Annotated in this window: 10 protein-coding genes; 4 read left to right on the top strand and 6 right to left on the bottom strand. The window is 41.0% G+C overall.

Annotated features, from left to right (window positions below; all coding sequences use genetic code 11):
* Positions 1 to 98: 98 nt before the first annotated feature.
* The 4 genes from AN34_RS19820 to AN34_RS19805 are packed head-to-tail and all read right to left on the bottom strand — an operon-like array spanning position 99 to position 6,881.
* Positions 99 to 1,154 (bottom strand): glycosyl hydrolase 53 family protein, encoded by a 1,056-nt coding sequence (locus AN34_RS19820; RefSeq protein ID WP_029288525.1) that lies wholly within the window; start codon positions 1,152 to 1,154, stop codon positions 99 to 101.
* Positions 1,155 to 1,161: 7 nt separating this feature from the next.
* Complete coding sequence (locus AN34_RS19815; protein WP_029288522.1) at positions 1,162 to 2,277, bottom strand: SusE domain-containing protein; 1,116 nt, start codon at positions 2,275 to 2,277, stop codon at positions 1,162 to 1,164.
* A gap of 16 nt (positions 2,278 to 2,293) precedes the next feature.
* Positions 2,294 to 3,901: a RagB/SusD family nutrient uptake outer membrane protein gene (locus tag AN34_RS19810; RefSeq protein ID WP_029288520.1), complete on the bottom strand. Its 1,608-nt coding sequence runs from the start codon at positions 3,899 to 3,901 to the stop codon at positions 2,294 to 2,296.
* Positions 3,902 to 3,944: 43 nt separating this feature from the next.
* The gene (locus AN34_RS19805; protein WP_231625591.1) at positions 3,945 to 6,881 is read right to left on the bottom strand and encodes a TonB-dependent receptor; all 2,937 of its coding nucleotides are present in this window, start codon (positions 6,879 to 6,881) and stop codon (positions 3,945 to 3,947) included.
* A 239-nt stretch (positions 6,882 to 7,120) separates the two neighbouring features.
* On the opposite strand from AN34_RS19805, the gene AN34_RS19800 reads away from it, so the two are divergent.
* The 4 genes from AN34_RS19800 (at position 7,121) to AN34_RS19785 (ending at position 15,294) form a co-directional block, all read left to right on the top strand.
* The gene (locus tag AN34_RS19800) at positions 7,121 to 11,197 is read left to right on the top strand and encodes a two-component regulator propeller domain-containing protein (RefSeq protein WP_029288515.1); all 4,077 of its coding nucleotides are present in this window, start codon (positions 7,121 to 7,123) and stop codon (positions 11,195 to 11,197) included.
* 168 nt (positions 11,198 to 11,365) lie between these two features.
* Positions 11,366 to 12,148, top strand: a complete 783-nt coding sequence (locus tag AN34_RS19795; protein ID WP_029288512.1) for a 2Fe-2S iron-sulfur cluster-binding protein — start codon at positions 11,366 to 11,368, stop codon at positions 12,146 to 12,148.
* Between the two features lie 17 nt (positions 12,149 to 12,165).
* A complete protein-coding gene (locus tag AN34_RS19790) occupies positions 12,166 to 13,143 on the top strand; it encodes a xanthine dehydrogenase family protein subunit M (protein WP_029288511.1) in 978 nt (325 codons plus the stop codon).
* 15 nt (positions 13,144 to 13,158) lie between these two features.
* A complete protein-coding gene (locus tag AN34_RS19785) occupies positions 13,159 to 15,294 on the top strand; it encodes a xanthine dehydrogenase family protein molybdopterin-binding subunit (RefSeq protein WP_029288508.1) in 2,136 nt (711 codons plus the stop codon).
* Positions 15,295 to 15,529: 235 nt separating this feature from the next.
* On the opposite strand, the gene AN34_RS19780 is transcribed toward AN34_RS19785, so the two are convergent.
* On the bottom strand, positions 15,530 to 16,081 hold the full coding sequence (locus AN34_RS19780; protein WP_029288505.1) for a hypothetical protein: 552 nt from the start codon (positions 16,079 to 16,081) through the stop codon (positions 15,530 to 15,532).
* A gap of 151 nt (positions 16,082 to 16,232) precedes the next feature.
* Positions 16,233 to 17,687 carry a TolC family protein gene (locus tag AN34_RS19775; protein ID WP_029288503.1) on the bottom strand — a complete coding sequence of 485 codons (1,455 nt, stop codon included), beginning with the start codon at positions 17,685 to 17,687 and terminating at the stop codon, positions 16,233 to 16,235.
* Positions 17,688 to 17,719 lie beyond the last annotated feature (32 nt).

The raw sequence follows: 17,719 nt of genomic DNA, 5'->3' as shown, positions 1-17,719 counted from the left end.
GAAGAAGTTTTTGATTAAACGTATTTTTTTCATAACCATCCAACCCTTTTGGAACCCTTTACTGGAGAAGAATTTTTTAGGTTTAGATAGCTTGCAAATTAAGGCAAAAAGGCATCCATCGCAACGGTAGGTTTGCCTGAATCATCAAATGCGCCTAACTTGTAGCCATTCCAGCTGTTGTATGATTGTGGTTCCCAGTAAAAAACGCCTAAGCCTTTGTTATTGGCAAGCGATTTATTTTTCGCCATAATATCCTTAATAAAATCCCTGCAAGCTACAGCTTCCGTAACTGGCATTCCCACTTCACAAATCATCACTTCAGAACCATAACGTGTTACCATATCATTCATGTTGGCTAAACATTGGGTATTTTTTGCAGACCAATCTGCCGCAGTTGGATAAAGCGACATGCCCACTACATCCCATTTGGCACCATTTGCTTTTAATCCATCAAAGATCCACCTAAATAAACTATTATCATATCCATTGGCTATGTGTACCACTACTTTAGAAGCTGGATCTACAGCCTTCACACCTTCATAACCTGCCTGAATTAATTCCGCAAAATTTTTCATGCTTACAGATGCCTTTCCATCATTCCACAACATACCATCATTGGTTTCATTCCCCACCTGCACCCATTCCGGGATAATATTCTCTCCTTTCAGCGCAGTTAAAACGGCAACGGTATGACTGCGAACAGAAGCTTTCAAGGTGGTAAAATCCTGATTGGCCCAGGCCGCTGGTTTGTTCTGATGCCCAGGATCTGCCCAAGTATCACTATAATGAAAATCGATCAGCACACGCATGTTCGCAGCCTTCGCCCGTTTTGCTTTGGCCAATACATCGGCGGTATTACAATATCCCGAAGCTGGATTAACCCAAACCCTTAAGCGAATAGTGTTGACACCTTTATCTTTTAGAATTTTGAACAGATCCTGTTGCACGCCGGCGCTGTTGAAAAACTTCCGTCCTACGGCTTCCATTTCGGTTACCCAGCTTACATCAGCACCTTTAGCGTAGGTACCTACCGCATCAGCCTCAGGGTAAAATTGCGTTTCACCTTTAATGGTCTTCTTGCAGCCAACGCTGGCTAAGATCATGATCACCAACAAAGTAAATCCTTTGATGCCTTTTATATATTTTGTAAACATATTCATTTTATTTAATGGTATAAGTATAGTTTCCGTCGCCCGCACTTAAATCTAAGGTAACGGTAAACACGCCTGTTTTGGTAATAGGGATATTGATTCCACCCCACACTGGTGCACCCGCAAAGACCAAATTGCCAGAGGCATCAACTTTGTAGCTAATATCATAACCACCATTACAGGTAAATACAAATGATTTTCCGGCGGTTAATGCTACGTTTGCGGCTTCCAGTTTTCCGGTTGTGGCATTGTAATTCAATGGTGTAGCAGAGGTACTCCAGCCATTATCGTCTCCAGAGATGAAAAACTTAACCGGTGTATAAGTGATAGTTAAAGCCTCTATATCAGCATTTACTTTCATATATGATGGTGATGGCGAAAGGTATAAATTGCCACTGTTCAAGCTCATGGTTGTTGCCGTTCCGCCCCATCCATACACTTTACTCGCATCAAGGGTTGATACCAGTTGAAAAGCATCACCACCATAACCATCTGCGTTGGGCAGGTTCAGGTAACCTTCATATTTACTGTTAAACTTGGAAGATGCAAGCAGAAAACCATTGGTTCTAGTGGATGGTGTTTTCCATGAATTGCCTCCTTTAACGAGCAATGCCGGATATTCTACAATGGCTTTGTAAGGGTTTACCGTCATGGTTACGGTGGAGTACACTGGCTTAATGGCAGAGGCCACTCCCGTGTTTTGGTTTACTTCTGCTTTTAACCTTACAGCGATTGTACTGACCGTACCTGTTGGCAGCGTAAGTTGCACACCGCTTAATGCATTAAAATCAGCACCGGTATATGTTTTCTGTAAGGTGCCTGCAGGAATTTTCACCACCACTGCATTTGCCCAGGCATTGGTGCCACTGGTATCTGCAGGCAGATCAAATTCCAAAGAATAAGTGGTTACTACATTTGCCCCAAAATTTGCCGCATTAAAACTAAAGGTTACCACATTGGCTGCATCATTAGCAGGACTTAATACTACCGCAGCAGTTGAAGTTTTAAATGCTAAAGCTGATGCTGATGGATTTATGACCACGTTATTACTTTCTTCCTTTTTGCAACCCAGCATAAAAATGCTTAATAGCAGAAGGGTAAATAAGGAGTTGAATATTTTTTTCATTTTGCTGAAACGTTAATTAATAGCCAGGATTTTGACGAAGGTTTGGATTGGCAGATAAATCTGTAGGAGGCAGTGGATACAATGAGAATCTGGCATTTACCGCTGTTCCATTTCGGGTACCACCTTTCCATGCCCATAAATAGTTAGCTGATGTAAACTTACCAAAGCGAATCAAATCGGTTCTTCTAAAAGCTTCGTACCAAAGTTCTCTTCCACGCTCATCCAGAATGAAATCAGTAGTTAAGGCACTTGAACTAATATTTCCTGCCGTACTTCTATTGTATGCTCGTGTACGCAATTGATTTACATAACCTAAAGCAGTACTTAAACTTCCGCCAGTGCCACCTCTCAAAACAGATTCTGCATAAGTGAGATATATTTCGCCTAAACGGAAAAGCGGGAAATCAATATCAGAGAAATCTTTCGCTACATCCTGGTGCGGGGCAGGTCCGCCAGAACGGGTTTTGTTTCGGTATTTGGTACTCGAATAGCCGTCAGTAGAAGTATACAAATCATTCACTTCTAAATTTTGTCCGCTCATGTAAAACTGCGCCCTGCTATCTGTAGCGCCTGTTTTATCGGCAAAGAGATTCACAAACTGCTGGGTAATGCGCAACCCGCCCCAGGTTCCGCTAGAACCTGAAACCTCTGCGGGTACTCCAGCCGGACCATGCATCAGGTAAGTGGTACCGCCATAATTCTGTGTACTGGTACCATCGTAGTTGATGGTTAAAATAAATTCATCTTTATTCAAATGATTATCAGCAATGGTTAGTTCGCGGTAATTGTTATGTAAAGCATAACCTGCACCCGTAATTTTATTGCAGTAGGTAATAGCATCAGTATATCTCGGCGTGCCAGTGTATACTTCAGCATTTAAATAAATCCGGCTCAACAATGCCCAGTCAGCCGCCTGATCTGCACGACCATATTCATTGCTTTTTGCAGTGGCCAGTTCGGGTTCTATCGCCTTCAATTCCGACTCAACATAATTGAACAAATCTTTACGCTGCATCTGCACGGGCAAATCTTTCCCGCCAATCTGCGTTTGCTCAGTTACCATCGGCACGTTTCCATAAAGATCCATTAAAACCGAATACTGAAATGCCCTGATGAAACGTGCTTCTGCCCTGAACTTCCGCACCTCTACAGCATCTGCTCCTGTAATGCCGCGTTTGCTTAAATTATCATCTGATGATTGGTTAATGAAATCATTACACAAGGTAATCTGAAAATAGGAACGGTAATATAACCCATTGATGATTGAATTGGTTGAGGACCAGCTCATTTCATGTAAACCCTGAATCCCGGCATCACTTTGCCATGACCAAACGGCTTCATCTGTGGTGAGCTCCTGCAAGTTCCAATATAAACGAAGGAAATCAGAGTTACCCTCATCTTTAATAATTTCAGTAGGGATATCTGGCTGGCCAACAGAGGCATTACCGGTAAGTGCAAAGGCACCATAAACTTTGGCCAATGATTGTTTGTAACCGCTTACGCTGGTATATACATTATCGGCAATTAAATCATTGGTTGGTGTAAGATCCAGTTTGGTACAGGAAACCATCAAAAATGAGGTGATGCAAACCAGCAGGAACAATTGTAAAACACGTAGTTTCATATATTTTGGATTAAAACGGTTCATCTTGTTTCAATATAAATCGTTAGTAATTAAGATTTAAGCCTATAGAATACACACGAGGCCGTGGATAGATGTTGTTATCTATTCCTGAAGCTACCTCAGGATCAAGGCCTTTATATTTGGTAATTACAAATACATTCTGCACACTGGCAGTTAGCTGCAAATTGGCTTTGCTTTTAAATAACTTTCCAAAAGCATAACCCAGGTTAACATTATCCATCCGCAGGAATGATGCGTTCTGAACATAATAATCACTTAACAATTGCTGTGTTTTGAAATTTGTAGTGAGGTAGTTTGGTGATGCATTCAGGATAACCGATGTACCTGTAATTTGTGCCAGGTTACCGCTTTGGCTATAATTATTATTGTATACATAACCACCTAAATTAGCCCTCAGGGTAAAGGAGAGGTTCCATTTTTTATAGCTTAAGTTATTGCTGAAACCGAGGAACAATTTCGGGTCTGCCTGTTTACCTTTCTTTAAATCGCTGGCGGTAATGGCACCATCGCCATTCTGATCTACATAAACGCCTTCGATAGGATTTCCAGCCTGATCATACACCTGTTCAAAAAGGTTAAAGGTGTTTTTTGGTCCGCCAACGGCATTTATAAATACGAATTGTCCGCCTACACCGCCTGCTATAGAACCGCTTGGAAAGCCTGCATAGTTAGGATCGTTCGGAACTACGGTTAAATTGGTAATGGTATTTTTATTGTATGTAGCATTTACGCTGAAATCCCAGTTAAAATCTTTTTCTTTTACCGGATTAAAATTCAGGGTCATCTCTACTCCTTCATTCTTCATATCGCCTACATTTACAATTGCTGTAGCGGCGAAATTGGTTCCTGCAGGTTGTGGAATCCGGTTTAACAGATCACTGGTTTTCTTCTGATAAAAATCCAGACTACCACTAATGCGGTTATCAAATAAACCAAAATCCAACCCTACATTGGCGGTGGCAGTTTCTTCCCATTTAATATTGGAAATGTAAGCACTTGGGCGGTACATCTGGTAAAAGGTATCGCCAAACTGATATTGTGCATTCAGTGAACTTAAACCATAAGTGGAAAGGTAGCCATAGTTATCAATTCCATCCTGCTGACCAGTAATACCATAACTGGCACGAACTTTCAGGTTGGAAATGGCTTTAACATCTTTTAAAAACGTTTCATTTTTAGCGGTCCAGGCCAAGGCAACAGATGGGAAAGTACCATACTTATAGGCCGGGCCAAAACGAGATGATCCATCACGGCGAACTGTTGCTGTTAACAAAAAGCGTTCATCGTAATTATAGTTAAACCGACCAAAATAAGAGATGAGGCGATATTGAGGTTTATTAAATGGAAAGGCTGGATCTGAATTGGCTACTTTATTTCCCCGGGCATCAAAAACCGGATAGAAATATTGCGTAGTTAAATAATCATTGTAAGAATAACCAGCCGTAGCATCAATTCTGCTCTTGATTGATTTAAAATCTTTCACATAGTTCAGGTAAAAATCAACTACTGTATTTTGCCTGTTGGTTTTATATTGATTGCTTACCCCATTGCTTAAAATAGATTCGGCTGCGTTTGGGTCAACATAAACAGTTCCTTTTCCGGTAGCCACATCATAAGCGGCATTGAAATTAGCATGTAATTCCGGTAAAAATGGAAACTGGTAATCCAATTGTAAATTACCAATACTTCTCATAGGTTTAGCCCGATCTTCTCTTTGCTCCAGCAAACCAACCGGATTGCGGCCCGCCAGATTAACCAAACCTGTAGGGCTGGTTGGATCTAACCATTCCCAATAGCCATTGTATGCTGATCGGTTGGTATAAGTGGCCTGCGTAGGATCAAAACTTACCGCGCCACCAATAGCAGCGGTGTTGGCAAAGCGTGTTTTTTGCATGCTACCCTTCAGGTTTAAATCTACCTTTAAATGATTATCAAAAAAGCGTGGGTTGAGTACCAATGCTGCTGAAGTTTTCTCCAGCTGATCGGTTCTTAATAAACCTGTTTGATTCTGGTACCCTACAGATATGCGATAAGGTAATTTCTTGATTCCGCCACTTATGCTTAAGTTATTATCAGTAGAGAAGCCATCCTGGTAAATCAAGTCCTGCCAATTGGTATTAAAACTACCCAACTGCGCTTTTTGTGCAGCGGTTCCTTTTGAATTTACAATGGAACGGATTTCATCAGCACTCAATACCTCCAATTGTTTTACAATTTTAGAAATAGAATTAACTGAATTGAAACTCACTTTCAACTCATTGCTTAAACCTTTTTTGGTGGTGATGATGATTACCCCGTTAGATGCCCTGGCACCATAAATAGCTGCTGCCGATGCATCTTTTAATACCGTAAAGCTTTCGATATCATTTGGATTGATGAAACTTAAGGGATTGGAAGCACCTGAAACGCCACCATTTTCTAAGGGTACGCCATCAATCACAAATAACGGATCGTTACTGGCATTCAGGGATGAACCTCCGCGAATCCGGATAGTACTTCCTGCACCCGGCTGACCGCTGTTAGAAGTGATGGCCACCCCTGAAACCTTGCCCGAAAGCATTTGCTCTGGCGTGGTAATGCTTCCTTTCTGAAAGTCCTTTACGCCTACTACAGCAACCGAACCGGTTAAATCTTGTTTTCTGGTGGTACCATAGCCCACTACAACCACATCATTTAAGGTGGAAGCATCTTCAATCAGGGTAATGGTTAAACTGGTTGATTTAGAAACCGGAACTTCCTGTACTTTGTAACCTACAGAGGTAAATACTAAAATTCCATTCGATGGAATTTTAAGGGTGAAGTTTCCGTTTCCATCAGTTGAAGTTGCGGTAGCCGTTCCTTTTAATCGAACGCTTACCCCAGGCATACCCAAATTATCTGGAGCTGTTTTCACCACGCCGATAATGGTGGCCTGTTGAGCGAAAAGATATCCATGGGTAAAAATCAATAGTAATAGCATAAACATTCGCTTGTTACTCTTGAAGAAAATTGTAATCATCTGCATAGAAATATCGGTTAGAATTATGGTCACAAATAAAGCCTTTATCCGTGTTTTTGATTTGTGCTATCGTCCATTTTTTTTGTGCTAACCGTCATAATATCGCCCTATTTACCTATAAACCATGTAAAGTATACCCAAGCTGCTAAAAAATGAATTACATTTGAGTTCTAAAAAATTGCGTCTGGCGAAGCACAAGAATGATCCGTATTGTTAAACTTATTTTCTCTTTTCTCTGTGTTACGTTAGCCCTGAACAGCTACGGACAAAACTTAAAGTTTAAGCACATTAATGTAGAAAATGGTTTATCAAACAGCACCATCGAATGCATTTTTCAAGATAGTCGTGGCTTTATCTGGTTTGGTACAAGAGACGGCCTGAACCGTTATGATGGTAACGAAATTACCGCATTTAAAAGTACGGGGAAAGCCGGAAGCATCAGCGATAACTTCATCAGGTGTATTTTAGAAGACAAGGACAAAAACCTCTGGATCGGAACTTCAAACGGCCTTAATAAATTTAATCCGGAACAAAGTAAGTTCACCTATTACCCAGGTTCCGGGCAGAATAGCAGTATTATCACCGCAATTGCCGAAAATAAACAGGGCATTTGGGTGGGTACTTATGGCGGTGGTGTTTTTAAGGTTAACCAGCAACAGCAAAACCTCGGTCACTATGCCTTCGCAAATACACCACATTTTCGTACAAGAAAAGATTTCATCAATGATATTTATACCGATTCAGGTAGTCAACTCTGGATTGCCAGCGACTCTGGTGTTGAACTTTTAAATACAACGACTGGTATTGCTAAACCTAAGTTAAACAATTTTAAAATCAGGACGATTAAAAAAGCCAAAGACAATTCCTTCTGGCTGGCGACCGAAGAAAATGGCCTGATTCATTTTAATGCAGCAAATAATGCCTATAAAACATACCTGCATGAAGAGAAAAACCGCAATAGCATTGGCAGTAATTTGGTCAGGGCCATTGCATTCGATCATCAAAACGGGGTATGGATAGGTGGCATTAATGGCGGGTTAAATCATTTCGATCCTTCAACGGAAAATTTTACCCATGATCAGAATCAGGCAGGCAATGCTTTCAGCCTTTCTCAAAGAACCGTTTCGGCTCTTTTTGTAGATAAACAGGGTAATTTATGGGTAGGTACGCACCGTGGAGGCGTGAATCTTTATAGTCCTCAGGCCGAAAAATTTAATCTCTTCAGGCAGGAACCTGATAAAAACAGTTTAAGCTATAATGATGTCAGGGCTTTTTATGAGGCAGATAATGGAGAAATTTACATTGGTACGGATGGCGGCGGACTGGACATTTATAATAAAAAAAGCAAAGTTTTTAAGCACTATAAATTCAGCCCTTTTGATCCACAAACAATAGGTGCCGATGCCATCTTAGACATCACCAAAACCAAAGGCGGATTACTGATTGGTACCTGGGCGGGTGGTTTAAACCGAATGAATACGGACGGTACATTTACACGATACAAGCACAAGGATAGCGAGCCTAATTCCATTTCATCAGATTATGTTCAAAGATCTTTTGAAGATAGTGAACACCACATTTGGATTGGTACCTACTATGGTGGATTGAACCTGTTTGATCCATCAACAGGCACATTTAAAAGGTTTACAGCGGGTGCAAATGGCACACATTTAACCGGCAATAACATCGTTTCCATTAACGAAGATTTAAATAAAAACCTCTGGATTGGAACAGATGATGGTGGTTTAAACCGATATAACCTCAAAACGAAAGTATTTAGTCACTATTTTACTGAAAGTGGCAAAAAGCCTGATTTACGGGTAATCTTTGTGGATCGGAAAGGTAATTTATGGATAGGCCAGGCCGGGCTCTACCGCTTCAATGTCAGCAAAAATAAATTTGTGCTGGCTACTCAAAAAGCTGGACTTAGCACCGCTTTCATTAAGGGGATTACAGAAGATGAACAAGGAAATTTATGGATTTCTACCGCAAATGGCTTGACTAAATATCATCCGCAGAAACAGACCTTCAAGCAATACAATATGGCAGATGGTTTGCAGGGACAGGAGTTTGAATCCAATGCTTATCTTAAAACCAAAAGTGGTGAAATGTTTTTTGGCGGAATCAATGGCTTCAACTCTTTTTTCCCAAAGGATATTAAAACCAATGGCTTTGTGCCTCCGGTATACCTCACTGAATTAACAATATTTAATAAGGTGATCTCCCCGCAAACAGATGAAAATATACTGCAAAGTGATATCAGCTATACTAAAAAGCTCAAGTTAGACTACGATCAGGCAACGATAACCTTCCGTTTTGCAGCGCTCAATTACGTTTCAAGCGAAAATAACAATTATGCCTACCAGTTGGAGGGCGAAGACAAAGAATGGATTAATATTGGCAATAGTCGGCAGGCCGTATACACCAATCTTGATCCCGGCACCTACACCTTTAAAGTTCGGGCATCCAATAATGATGGCGTATGGAATCATGTTGGAGTCTCTATTGAGGTACACATTGCTCCACCCTTCTGGGCTACCTGGTGGTTCATGTTACTGGTAATTGGTACAGCTGTTTACCTCACTTATTCTGCCTTAAGCTTTAGGCGCAGACTAGAACTAAGAAAAATTGAGGAAGAAAAGCGTGAGGAAATCCACCAGACACAACTGCAGTTTTTTACCAATATTTCGCACGAATTCCGTACGCCACTTTCTCTGATTCTGGGTCCGATTGAGCGTTTGCTGAATGAAGATAAACAGGAATCTTTCCAAATCTATTATAACACCATCCACCGCAATGCCAACCGCCTGCTCCGGTTAATTAATGAGCTGATGGATTTTAGAAAAACGGCTGCCGGTGCGCTAAAACTAAACGTTACAGCCGGAAGCCTCAACCTTTTTATTGATGAAATTGCAGAAGAGTTTAAGGAAATGGCCGCCGATAAAAACATAATATTTACAGTTGAGAAAGACCCTTTACCATCTGAAATATGGTTCGACCGACAAATTATCGAAAAAATCATCCTTAACCTGGTAAACAATTCACTAAAATACACGAAAGCTAATGGTACATTAAAAATTCAGGTACTTCATTCTTTGGATGGTGTTAAGCCATTATTTGCCAACCAACTGAACATTGAAAGTGATTATAAGGGAACGGAATATATTTATTTCAGGGTTATTGATAACGGAATTGGTATTTCGAAAGCTTCTATCCAGCACTTGTTCGAACGCTATTACAGGATAACAGAATCACATCTGGGTTCTGGAGTAGGCCTGGCCTTTGTTAAAAGTTTGACCTTACTTCACAAAGGCTTGATCAAAGTATCAAGTCAAAGAAATGAAGGAACGGAAATCATGATCGGGATTCCGGTGCTTAAAGGCGATTACCAAATGGATGAGTTGTTTATCCAAAGTGATACAGCAGGTGGAACAAGACTGGAAAGCATTATGTACCAGGTAGAAACTGATCACAAAACAACCATTCCTGCTGTGGCCACTAATCAAAATGAAAAACAAAGGATCTTAATTGTAGATGATAATGATGAACTGCGTAATTTTTTAAAGGATTCTTTAGCCGATCAGTATCTGATTCTGGAGGCTGTAGACGGTATTAAAGGTGTAGAAGTAGCCAGGCAAAACCTTCCCGACCTCATTATTAGTGATGTGATGATGCCGGGTATGAGTGGAACGGAATTTTGTAGTATCATTAAAGAAAATATAGAAACCAGCCACATTCCATTTTTAATGCTTACGGCAAAAAACAGTTTGGAGGCTGAAATCGAGGGTGCCGAATCTGGCGCAGATCTTTATTTTACCAAGCCAATAAATACGAACTTATTGCACATCACCATCCGCAATATTTTTGAACAACGACAAAAAGTAAAAGAGCATTATTTAAAAAACAAAGAGATTCTGCCGAGAGAGTTAGTTAATTCAGAAAAGGATAAGCTTTTTATGAATAAATTACTTTCCATTATTGATGCCCAAATGATTAACCCTGAACTGGATATTGATTTCTTATGTAAAGAAATCGGGATGAGCAGAACGAAACTTTACCAGAAACTAAAATCAATTACAGGGCAATCAATCGGCGAATTTGTGCGTTCAGCCAGACTTCGTAAAGCGATAGAAATAATGAAAAATGAAGATGTGTTGATGACTGAAGTGATGTATCGAATTGGGATTCAAACACAATCGTATTTCACGAAGGCCTTTAAAAAGGAATTTGGCGTTACGCCTACTGCTTATATTCAAGGGTTAGGCAAAAATTCTTAGTGCTTTACCCACTTAGCCTAATTATAAAACATCCGTAATGGCCTGATTCTGTTTCAGGTGTAATCGTATCATTTTTGTTTTGATCAAAACCAGGCGTTTTTATAGTTGTTCTACAGGTAATAACTTTTAAGCCAGCTATTGCACTCCTGTCATCTCAAAAACAGCTACATGAAACAAAACAAATCACCACTGAGCCCTGAAGAAAAAAAGCTTTTCGGCGACCTTATGCCAGAAGAGCTTAATGAAGTATTGAGTTCGGGCCTTCAGCGACGACATTTTTTAAAATTAATGGGCCTGGCATCTGCCGGTTTACTGGTAAGCCATATGGTTGGTGCCGAGCAGCTTTTTGCCCGCTCGGTTGAGTTTGATGAGATTCCGGATCTCATTCCTACCGCAATAGAAAATGGCATCAACGTGAGCTTCAAAGTAAATTCCAATAACAAAAAAGTACTTATTGATTCCCGAATGACCTTGCTGGATACCTTGCGTGAACGGATTGGTCTTACAGGTTCAAAAAAAGGTTGTGATCATGGACAGTGCGGTGCCTGCACGGTAATTGTAGATGGCAACCGTGTACTCTCCTGCCTGACACTTGCGGCGAGCTGTGAGGGAAAATCCGTTATTACCATTGAAGGGCTGGCAAAAGATAATGAGCTGAACCCCATGCAACAGGCATTTTTAAAACATGATGGCTTTCAATGTGGTTTTTGTACACCAGGGCAGATTTGTTCTGCAGTGGCATTGATGAAAGAAGCGAAGGAAGGTCAGGCCAGTTTTGTTACGTCAAACATTAGAGAACAGGCCGGTGCAGTAATGCTTTCAGATGAGGAGATCGCCGAGCGAATGTCTGGCAATATTTGCCGTTGTGGCGCCTATCCTAATATTGTTGCAGCCATTAAAGAGGCACAAACCGGAAAAAATATCGAACAGAACTGGCTTTTTGCAGGTTAACATCAAACCATCAGATTATGATACCATTTAAGTTTTCAATAGCAAAAAATCCATCAGAAGCTTTGGGTTTAATCCATCCCCATGCAGCATTTTTAGCAGGTGGCACCAATATTCTTGATCTCATGAAGGAACATGTGGCCCAGCCCAGTGAAATCATTGATTTGGGTCGCTTACCTTTAAATACCATTAAGCCAACTGCCACAGGTATAAGTCTTGGTGCGCTGGCTAAAAATACGGAAACGGCCAATCATCAGCTGATCAGAAAAGATTATCCGATGTTGAGTAAAGCTATTTTAGCGGGTGCATCTGCACAAATCAGAAATATGGCCAGCAATGGTGGTAATTTGTTGCAACGTACCCGATGCAGTTATTTTTATGACATCAACATGCCTTGTAATAAAAGGGTTCCCGGAAGTGGTTGTGCGGCCATGAAAGGCTTTAACAGGATGCATGCCATTTTTGGATGGTCGGATCAATGTGTGGCAGTTTACCCTTCAGACATGGCTATCGCGCTTTCGGCTTTAAACGCCAGCGTTAAAGTGATGCAGCAAAATGGCAGTGAAAGAAGTATTCCTTTTACTGATTTTCATCTCCTTCCGAAAGACCATCCTGAGAAGGATAACAGCTTAAACCATGGTGAACTGATTACTTCCATTGAGCTTCCTAAAAATAATTTCGCTGGTCATTCTGCCTATATCAAAGTTCGTGACCGCAATTCATATGCATTTGCGCTGGTTTCAGTAGCGGCAGGTTTTGAGCTTGAGGGTAATAGCATTAAAACAGCACATATTGCTATGGGTGGCGTAGCGCATAAACCTTGGAGGGCATTAAAGGCAGAAGCATTTTTAAAGGATAAAACTGCGACGTTTGCGAATTTTACCAAAGCTGCAGACCTGGAAATGAGTGCGGCAAAACCGCTTTCTCACAATAAATTTAAAATAGAAATGGGTAAACAGACTTTAATCCATGCGTTTGAAGTTGCTTTAAAAGTTTAAGAGATCGGGAACATTATGGAAAATACGGACAAAATCATTGGCAAAGGCATAGACCGGATCGATGGCATCATGAAGATTACAGGTAAAGCCACTTACGCAACGGATTACCCTGCTAAAAATATGGCTTATGCCGTGCTTTTCAAAAGTACCATCGCCTCCGGAAAAATTGTTGAGATTGATACCGCCGATGCTGAAAAATCTCCAGGCGTAATCCAGGTGATCACACATAAAAATGCGCCAAGATTAAATGTTAAAGGTGGATTGAGGGGCGGCGCTTTATTACAAGGTCCTGAAATTACTTTCCATGGCCAGCATATTGGGATGGTGGTTGCCGAAACTTTTGAACAGGCCACTGCCGCAGTACATCTTATTCAGGTTAAATATCAACAGGATAAAACAGAGAAAATTGATTTTGAGGAACTGGCAAAAAACCCTGAGATGCCCAAGGGAAAAGAATTGGCCGACCTGGTGAGGGGTGCAGGAAAATCAGCCCTGGCACAGGCTGAAGTTAAAATTGAAGAAGCATACGAAACACCTATTGAACACCACCATCCCATGGAACCGCATGCTACGGTGGCCGTATGGGAAGGAGAAAATGTGATTCTTTATAATGGTTCGCAGATTATAAATGGCGCACAAACGGCCGCCGCAGCCACGCTAAACTTAAAGCCCGAACAGGTAAGGATTGTTTCACCCTATATCGGAGGCGGTTTTGGTTCAAAGGGCGGACAATGGGCTAATTTAGTACTTACGGCTGTTGCTTCACAAATGGTTAAGCGCCCGGTAAAACTGGCACTCAGTCGCCAGCAAATGTTCAATTCTGTGGGTTTGCGACAAAGGAATATACAGAAGATTAGTTTGGGTGCCACCAAAGATGGGATGCTGACCACTTTAGCACATGAAACCATTTCACATACGGCTGTAGATTCAGAATATATCGAACCCTGCGGTGATTGTTCAAAAATCATGTATGAAGTACCCAATTCCTTGATTTCTTACCGGGTAATACCCATGAATCTGATTCTGCCAACCTATACCCGTGGGCCAGGCAAATCTACCGGGAGCTTCGCTCTGGAATGTGCAATGGATGAACTGGCACATCAACTAAAAATGGATCCTATTGCTCTGCGGATTAAAAACGAGCCTAAAAAAGATCCTTCAAATGGCAAACCATGGAGCTCACGAACCACCGTAAAATGTTTGGAAGAAGGCGCCAAGGCGTTTGGATGGGAAAAACGTAAAGCCATCCCAGGCACTCATTTCTCCGGAGAAAATTTAATTGGTTACGGTGTAGCTTGCGGTACTTACCCGGCCCGCCAGCGAGACAGTTCGGCAAATATTAAACTTACCTTGAAGGCTGGCCAGGTGTATGCCATTGTAGAGATTGCAGCGTCTGATCTTGGAACGGGCACCAATACCATTCTGGCACAAACTGCTGCCGATGGATTGGGCATTCCCCTATCTCGTATTACCATGAAAATTGGCGATTCAGACCTTCCACCTGCTGCCGGATCAGTAGGCTCAGTGGGCGCCTCCAGTTTCGCCAATGCAGTAAATGATGCCTGCACTAAAATTACAGATGAGCTGTTGGTTAAATCAAATAAACAATTTTTCGTAAGGCCAACAGCGAATGATTTAATGATCTCAGAAAAGATAGTTGCTTTTGAAACCCAATCGAGTTCTAAAGCCCCTGCAGAAGCCGAACAATATTCTGCACATAGTTTTAATGCGAATTTTGCTGAAGTTAGCATCAACAAATTAACCGGAATGGTAAAAGTAACCCGTTTCCTTGCCGTAACCGGTGCAGGAAAAATTCTGAATCCGAAAACAGCCCGGTCGCAAATTATAGGTGGAAATATCTGGGGCATTGGAATGGCACTCACCGAAGAATCAGTTATTGACCCAAGGTACGGAAATTTCGCCACCCGCTCCTTTGCAGATTACCATGTGCCAGCGAACCTGGATGTTGGACAGTTAGATGCCATGTTTATCAATGAAGTTGACTTAATCCCAAATAAAATGGGTGTAAAAGGTATTGGTGAAGTGGGGATTGTGGGCGTTGCAGCAGCAATAGCCAATGCAGTTTTTAATGCAACGGGTAAGAGAATCAGGTCTTTACCTATTACACCTGATAAATTGCTTCCTTCATAAAAAGACGAAGTTTTTTACTGGTTTTATTTTCGGTTTTTTAAGTACCAATAAAAAGGAGAAGGTGAAAGCCAGAAGACAAATATAGAATCTTACTCAAACAGCCCTCCTTCAAATTATCGTCATTGCGAGGCACGAATTAATCTATGCTGCAATGAGATTGCTTCGTGCCTCGCAATGACGAATATACCGATTGGGGTGTCACTCATCAACATTGATTAATGCTGGTGACTTTATACTATTCTCCCCAACTTACCTGGATGTTGTGCTTTTCTGCATAAGCTTTACCTTTAGCCATTAAAGCATCGTGCTTTTGCATAAAAGTAGGCCCGTATTTGGTATCGATATTTTTAATGATCTCATCTTTTGCACTTTGATCACCTTTTGTATCGCAAAGTTTTGCGTAAGCCAGATATTCGTTTTTATACACTGGAATCACATATTCATATAAATCAACAGCTAATTTTTGAATTTCTTTCTGGTCATCTCCGGAGGCTGATATCTTTTTAATTTTTTCTAATGATTGTTCCAAAAATTGAGTATTCATTTTTATACTGTTTACGGCCTCATCACCCTTTTTCTTACTTGATGGAATATTTGGAAATTCCTTTGCTTCAGCATCAAGACGTTGAGCCAAAACCGGACTGGCAAAGTCTTTAATCGTATTGGTATTCAGAATCGTAATCTCAAAAAATTTTGTAGGTGATTCCGAGCAGGAAGATAAAAAAAGGAGCCCCAAGGCTAAAAAGGATAATAATCGTTTCGGGAAAAATACGTGTAGGTTCTTCATCTTTTTTAAAATATTATTGCTTTAAATTTGAGTTGGAGCATATGCAAAGATGATGCCGTGTTAGACATCAGAACCATGTTAAGATTGCTAAGAAGCAGGTTTTCTTTTGGCATCAGGTATAAAGAAGCAGTATCAATCTCATTTTCAGCAACTAATATTGCTTCTGTTTTCCGGCACGATAATATAAATCTGCCATCACCTTCTGAAAACTGGAGATCAGTTCAGCACGCTTTACCTGCATATCCATTAATTTAGTTTCACGGGTATTGATGAGGAATAAATTACTTTCTCCCAGTTCAAATTTTTGTACTTCGGCTTTGACTAATGTACGCTGGTTCTCCACATTTTTGGATAGCAAATTTACCTGAGTCTGTACGGCTTTAAGTTCTGTAAATGCGGTGATTACGCCCGTTTGGATTTCACGGGTGGTTTGCTGAAGGCCATAGGCCATTTCAGCTTGCTGAATCTTAACTTCCCTAAGTTTACCACGTTCCTCCCGAAGAAATAAGGGAAAAGAAAAATCTATGCCCACCTTATAATTGGCTAATCTAAAATCATAATCATTGGGCACATCAGAAAAATCTCTTCGCCCGGCGAGGAATGAACCTTTTATATTAAGCTTAGGCTTTAACATATCTAGCCGATATTTTTGTTCAATATCTAGTTTAGCCGTTTGGCTCTTAATTTTTAATATTTCGGGATGTGTTTCAGTTGCTTGCTGAAGCAAAGTATCTACACGTAATTTTTCCAGGGCCATTTCTGCTTCTGCTACATCTTCAGGAACTGCTTCAGCAGGAAGTTCCTGAGGTTGCCCATTCGAACTCCATAAGTGATTGGATAATAAAAGCCTGGAGTTCATTAGTTTTAAGGTAGCTTCCTGAAACTGAATTTTTCTATCCTGAAGCGTAATAGCGGCTTCTACTGAATCAATGGGTGGTTTGTCTCCTATCATTACCTGTGCCCGAATGGCTTGAAAGCGTTTTTGTGCCAGTTCTACCCCTTCATCCGTAAACCTACTTTGTTGAAAGGCATAGTACCAATTCCAGTAATCTTTCTGCACATCAAACCAAACACCATTAATCTGTGCCACTTTTTCGGCATCAGCGTAACCCACCATAATTTTAGCCTGGCGGAGGGTATTTCGGCGGGCATCAATTAATAAACCCTGCCCTAATGGAATGGTTAGACCAACTCCTGAAAGTCCGGTACTACTGGTTCTTGTTTCCGGATTATTATACACACCAACGTTTCGGTCATAACCCACGTTCAGATCTGCACCAGCAAGCCACAGTGGTACTTTTAATTCACTATCCCAGTGGTTATAATAATCTGTACCACCAAAAGTTTTCCGTCCGAATGAGGCCTTCAAAGCCGGATCAAATTTACCGAGTGATTGAAACACCCTTGCCTGGGCTTCCCTACTCAGTAATGCAGCCTGTTTCACTATCGGATGGTTAAATAAAACCAGTGCCTGCAAATCCTTCAACAGGAAAGTTTTTTGATTGGTGAGATCAACCTTTCCCTGTGCAAAAGCTGAACTGAACGTACTCCATAACAGGATAATTGGTAAATAGATTTTGTTGATGGTTCTTTGTTTAACCCACATAAATTTAAGTAATGGATGAAGTAAAACCACAA

The sequence above is a fragment of the Pedobacter sp. R20-19 genome, assembly GCF_000708265.2.
In the GTDB taxonomy this organism is placed as follows: Bacteria; Bacteroidota; Bacteroidia; order Sphingobacteriales; family Sphingobacteriaceae; genus Pedobacter.
Note: the sequence above shows the minus strand (reverse complement) of the source record. Positions and strands in the feature narration are given on the sequence as shown.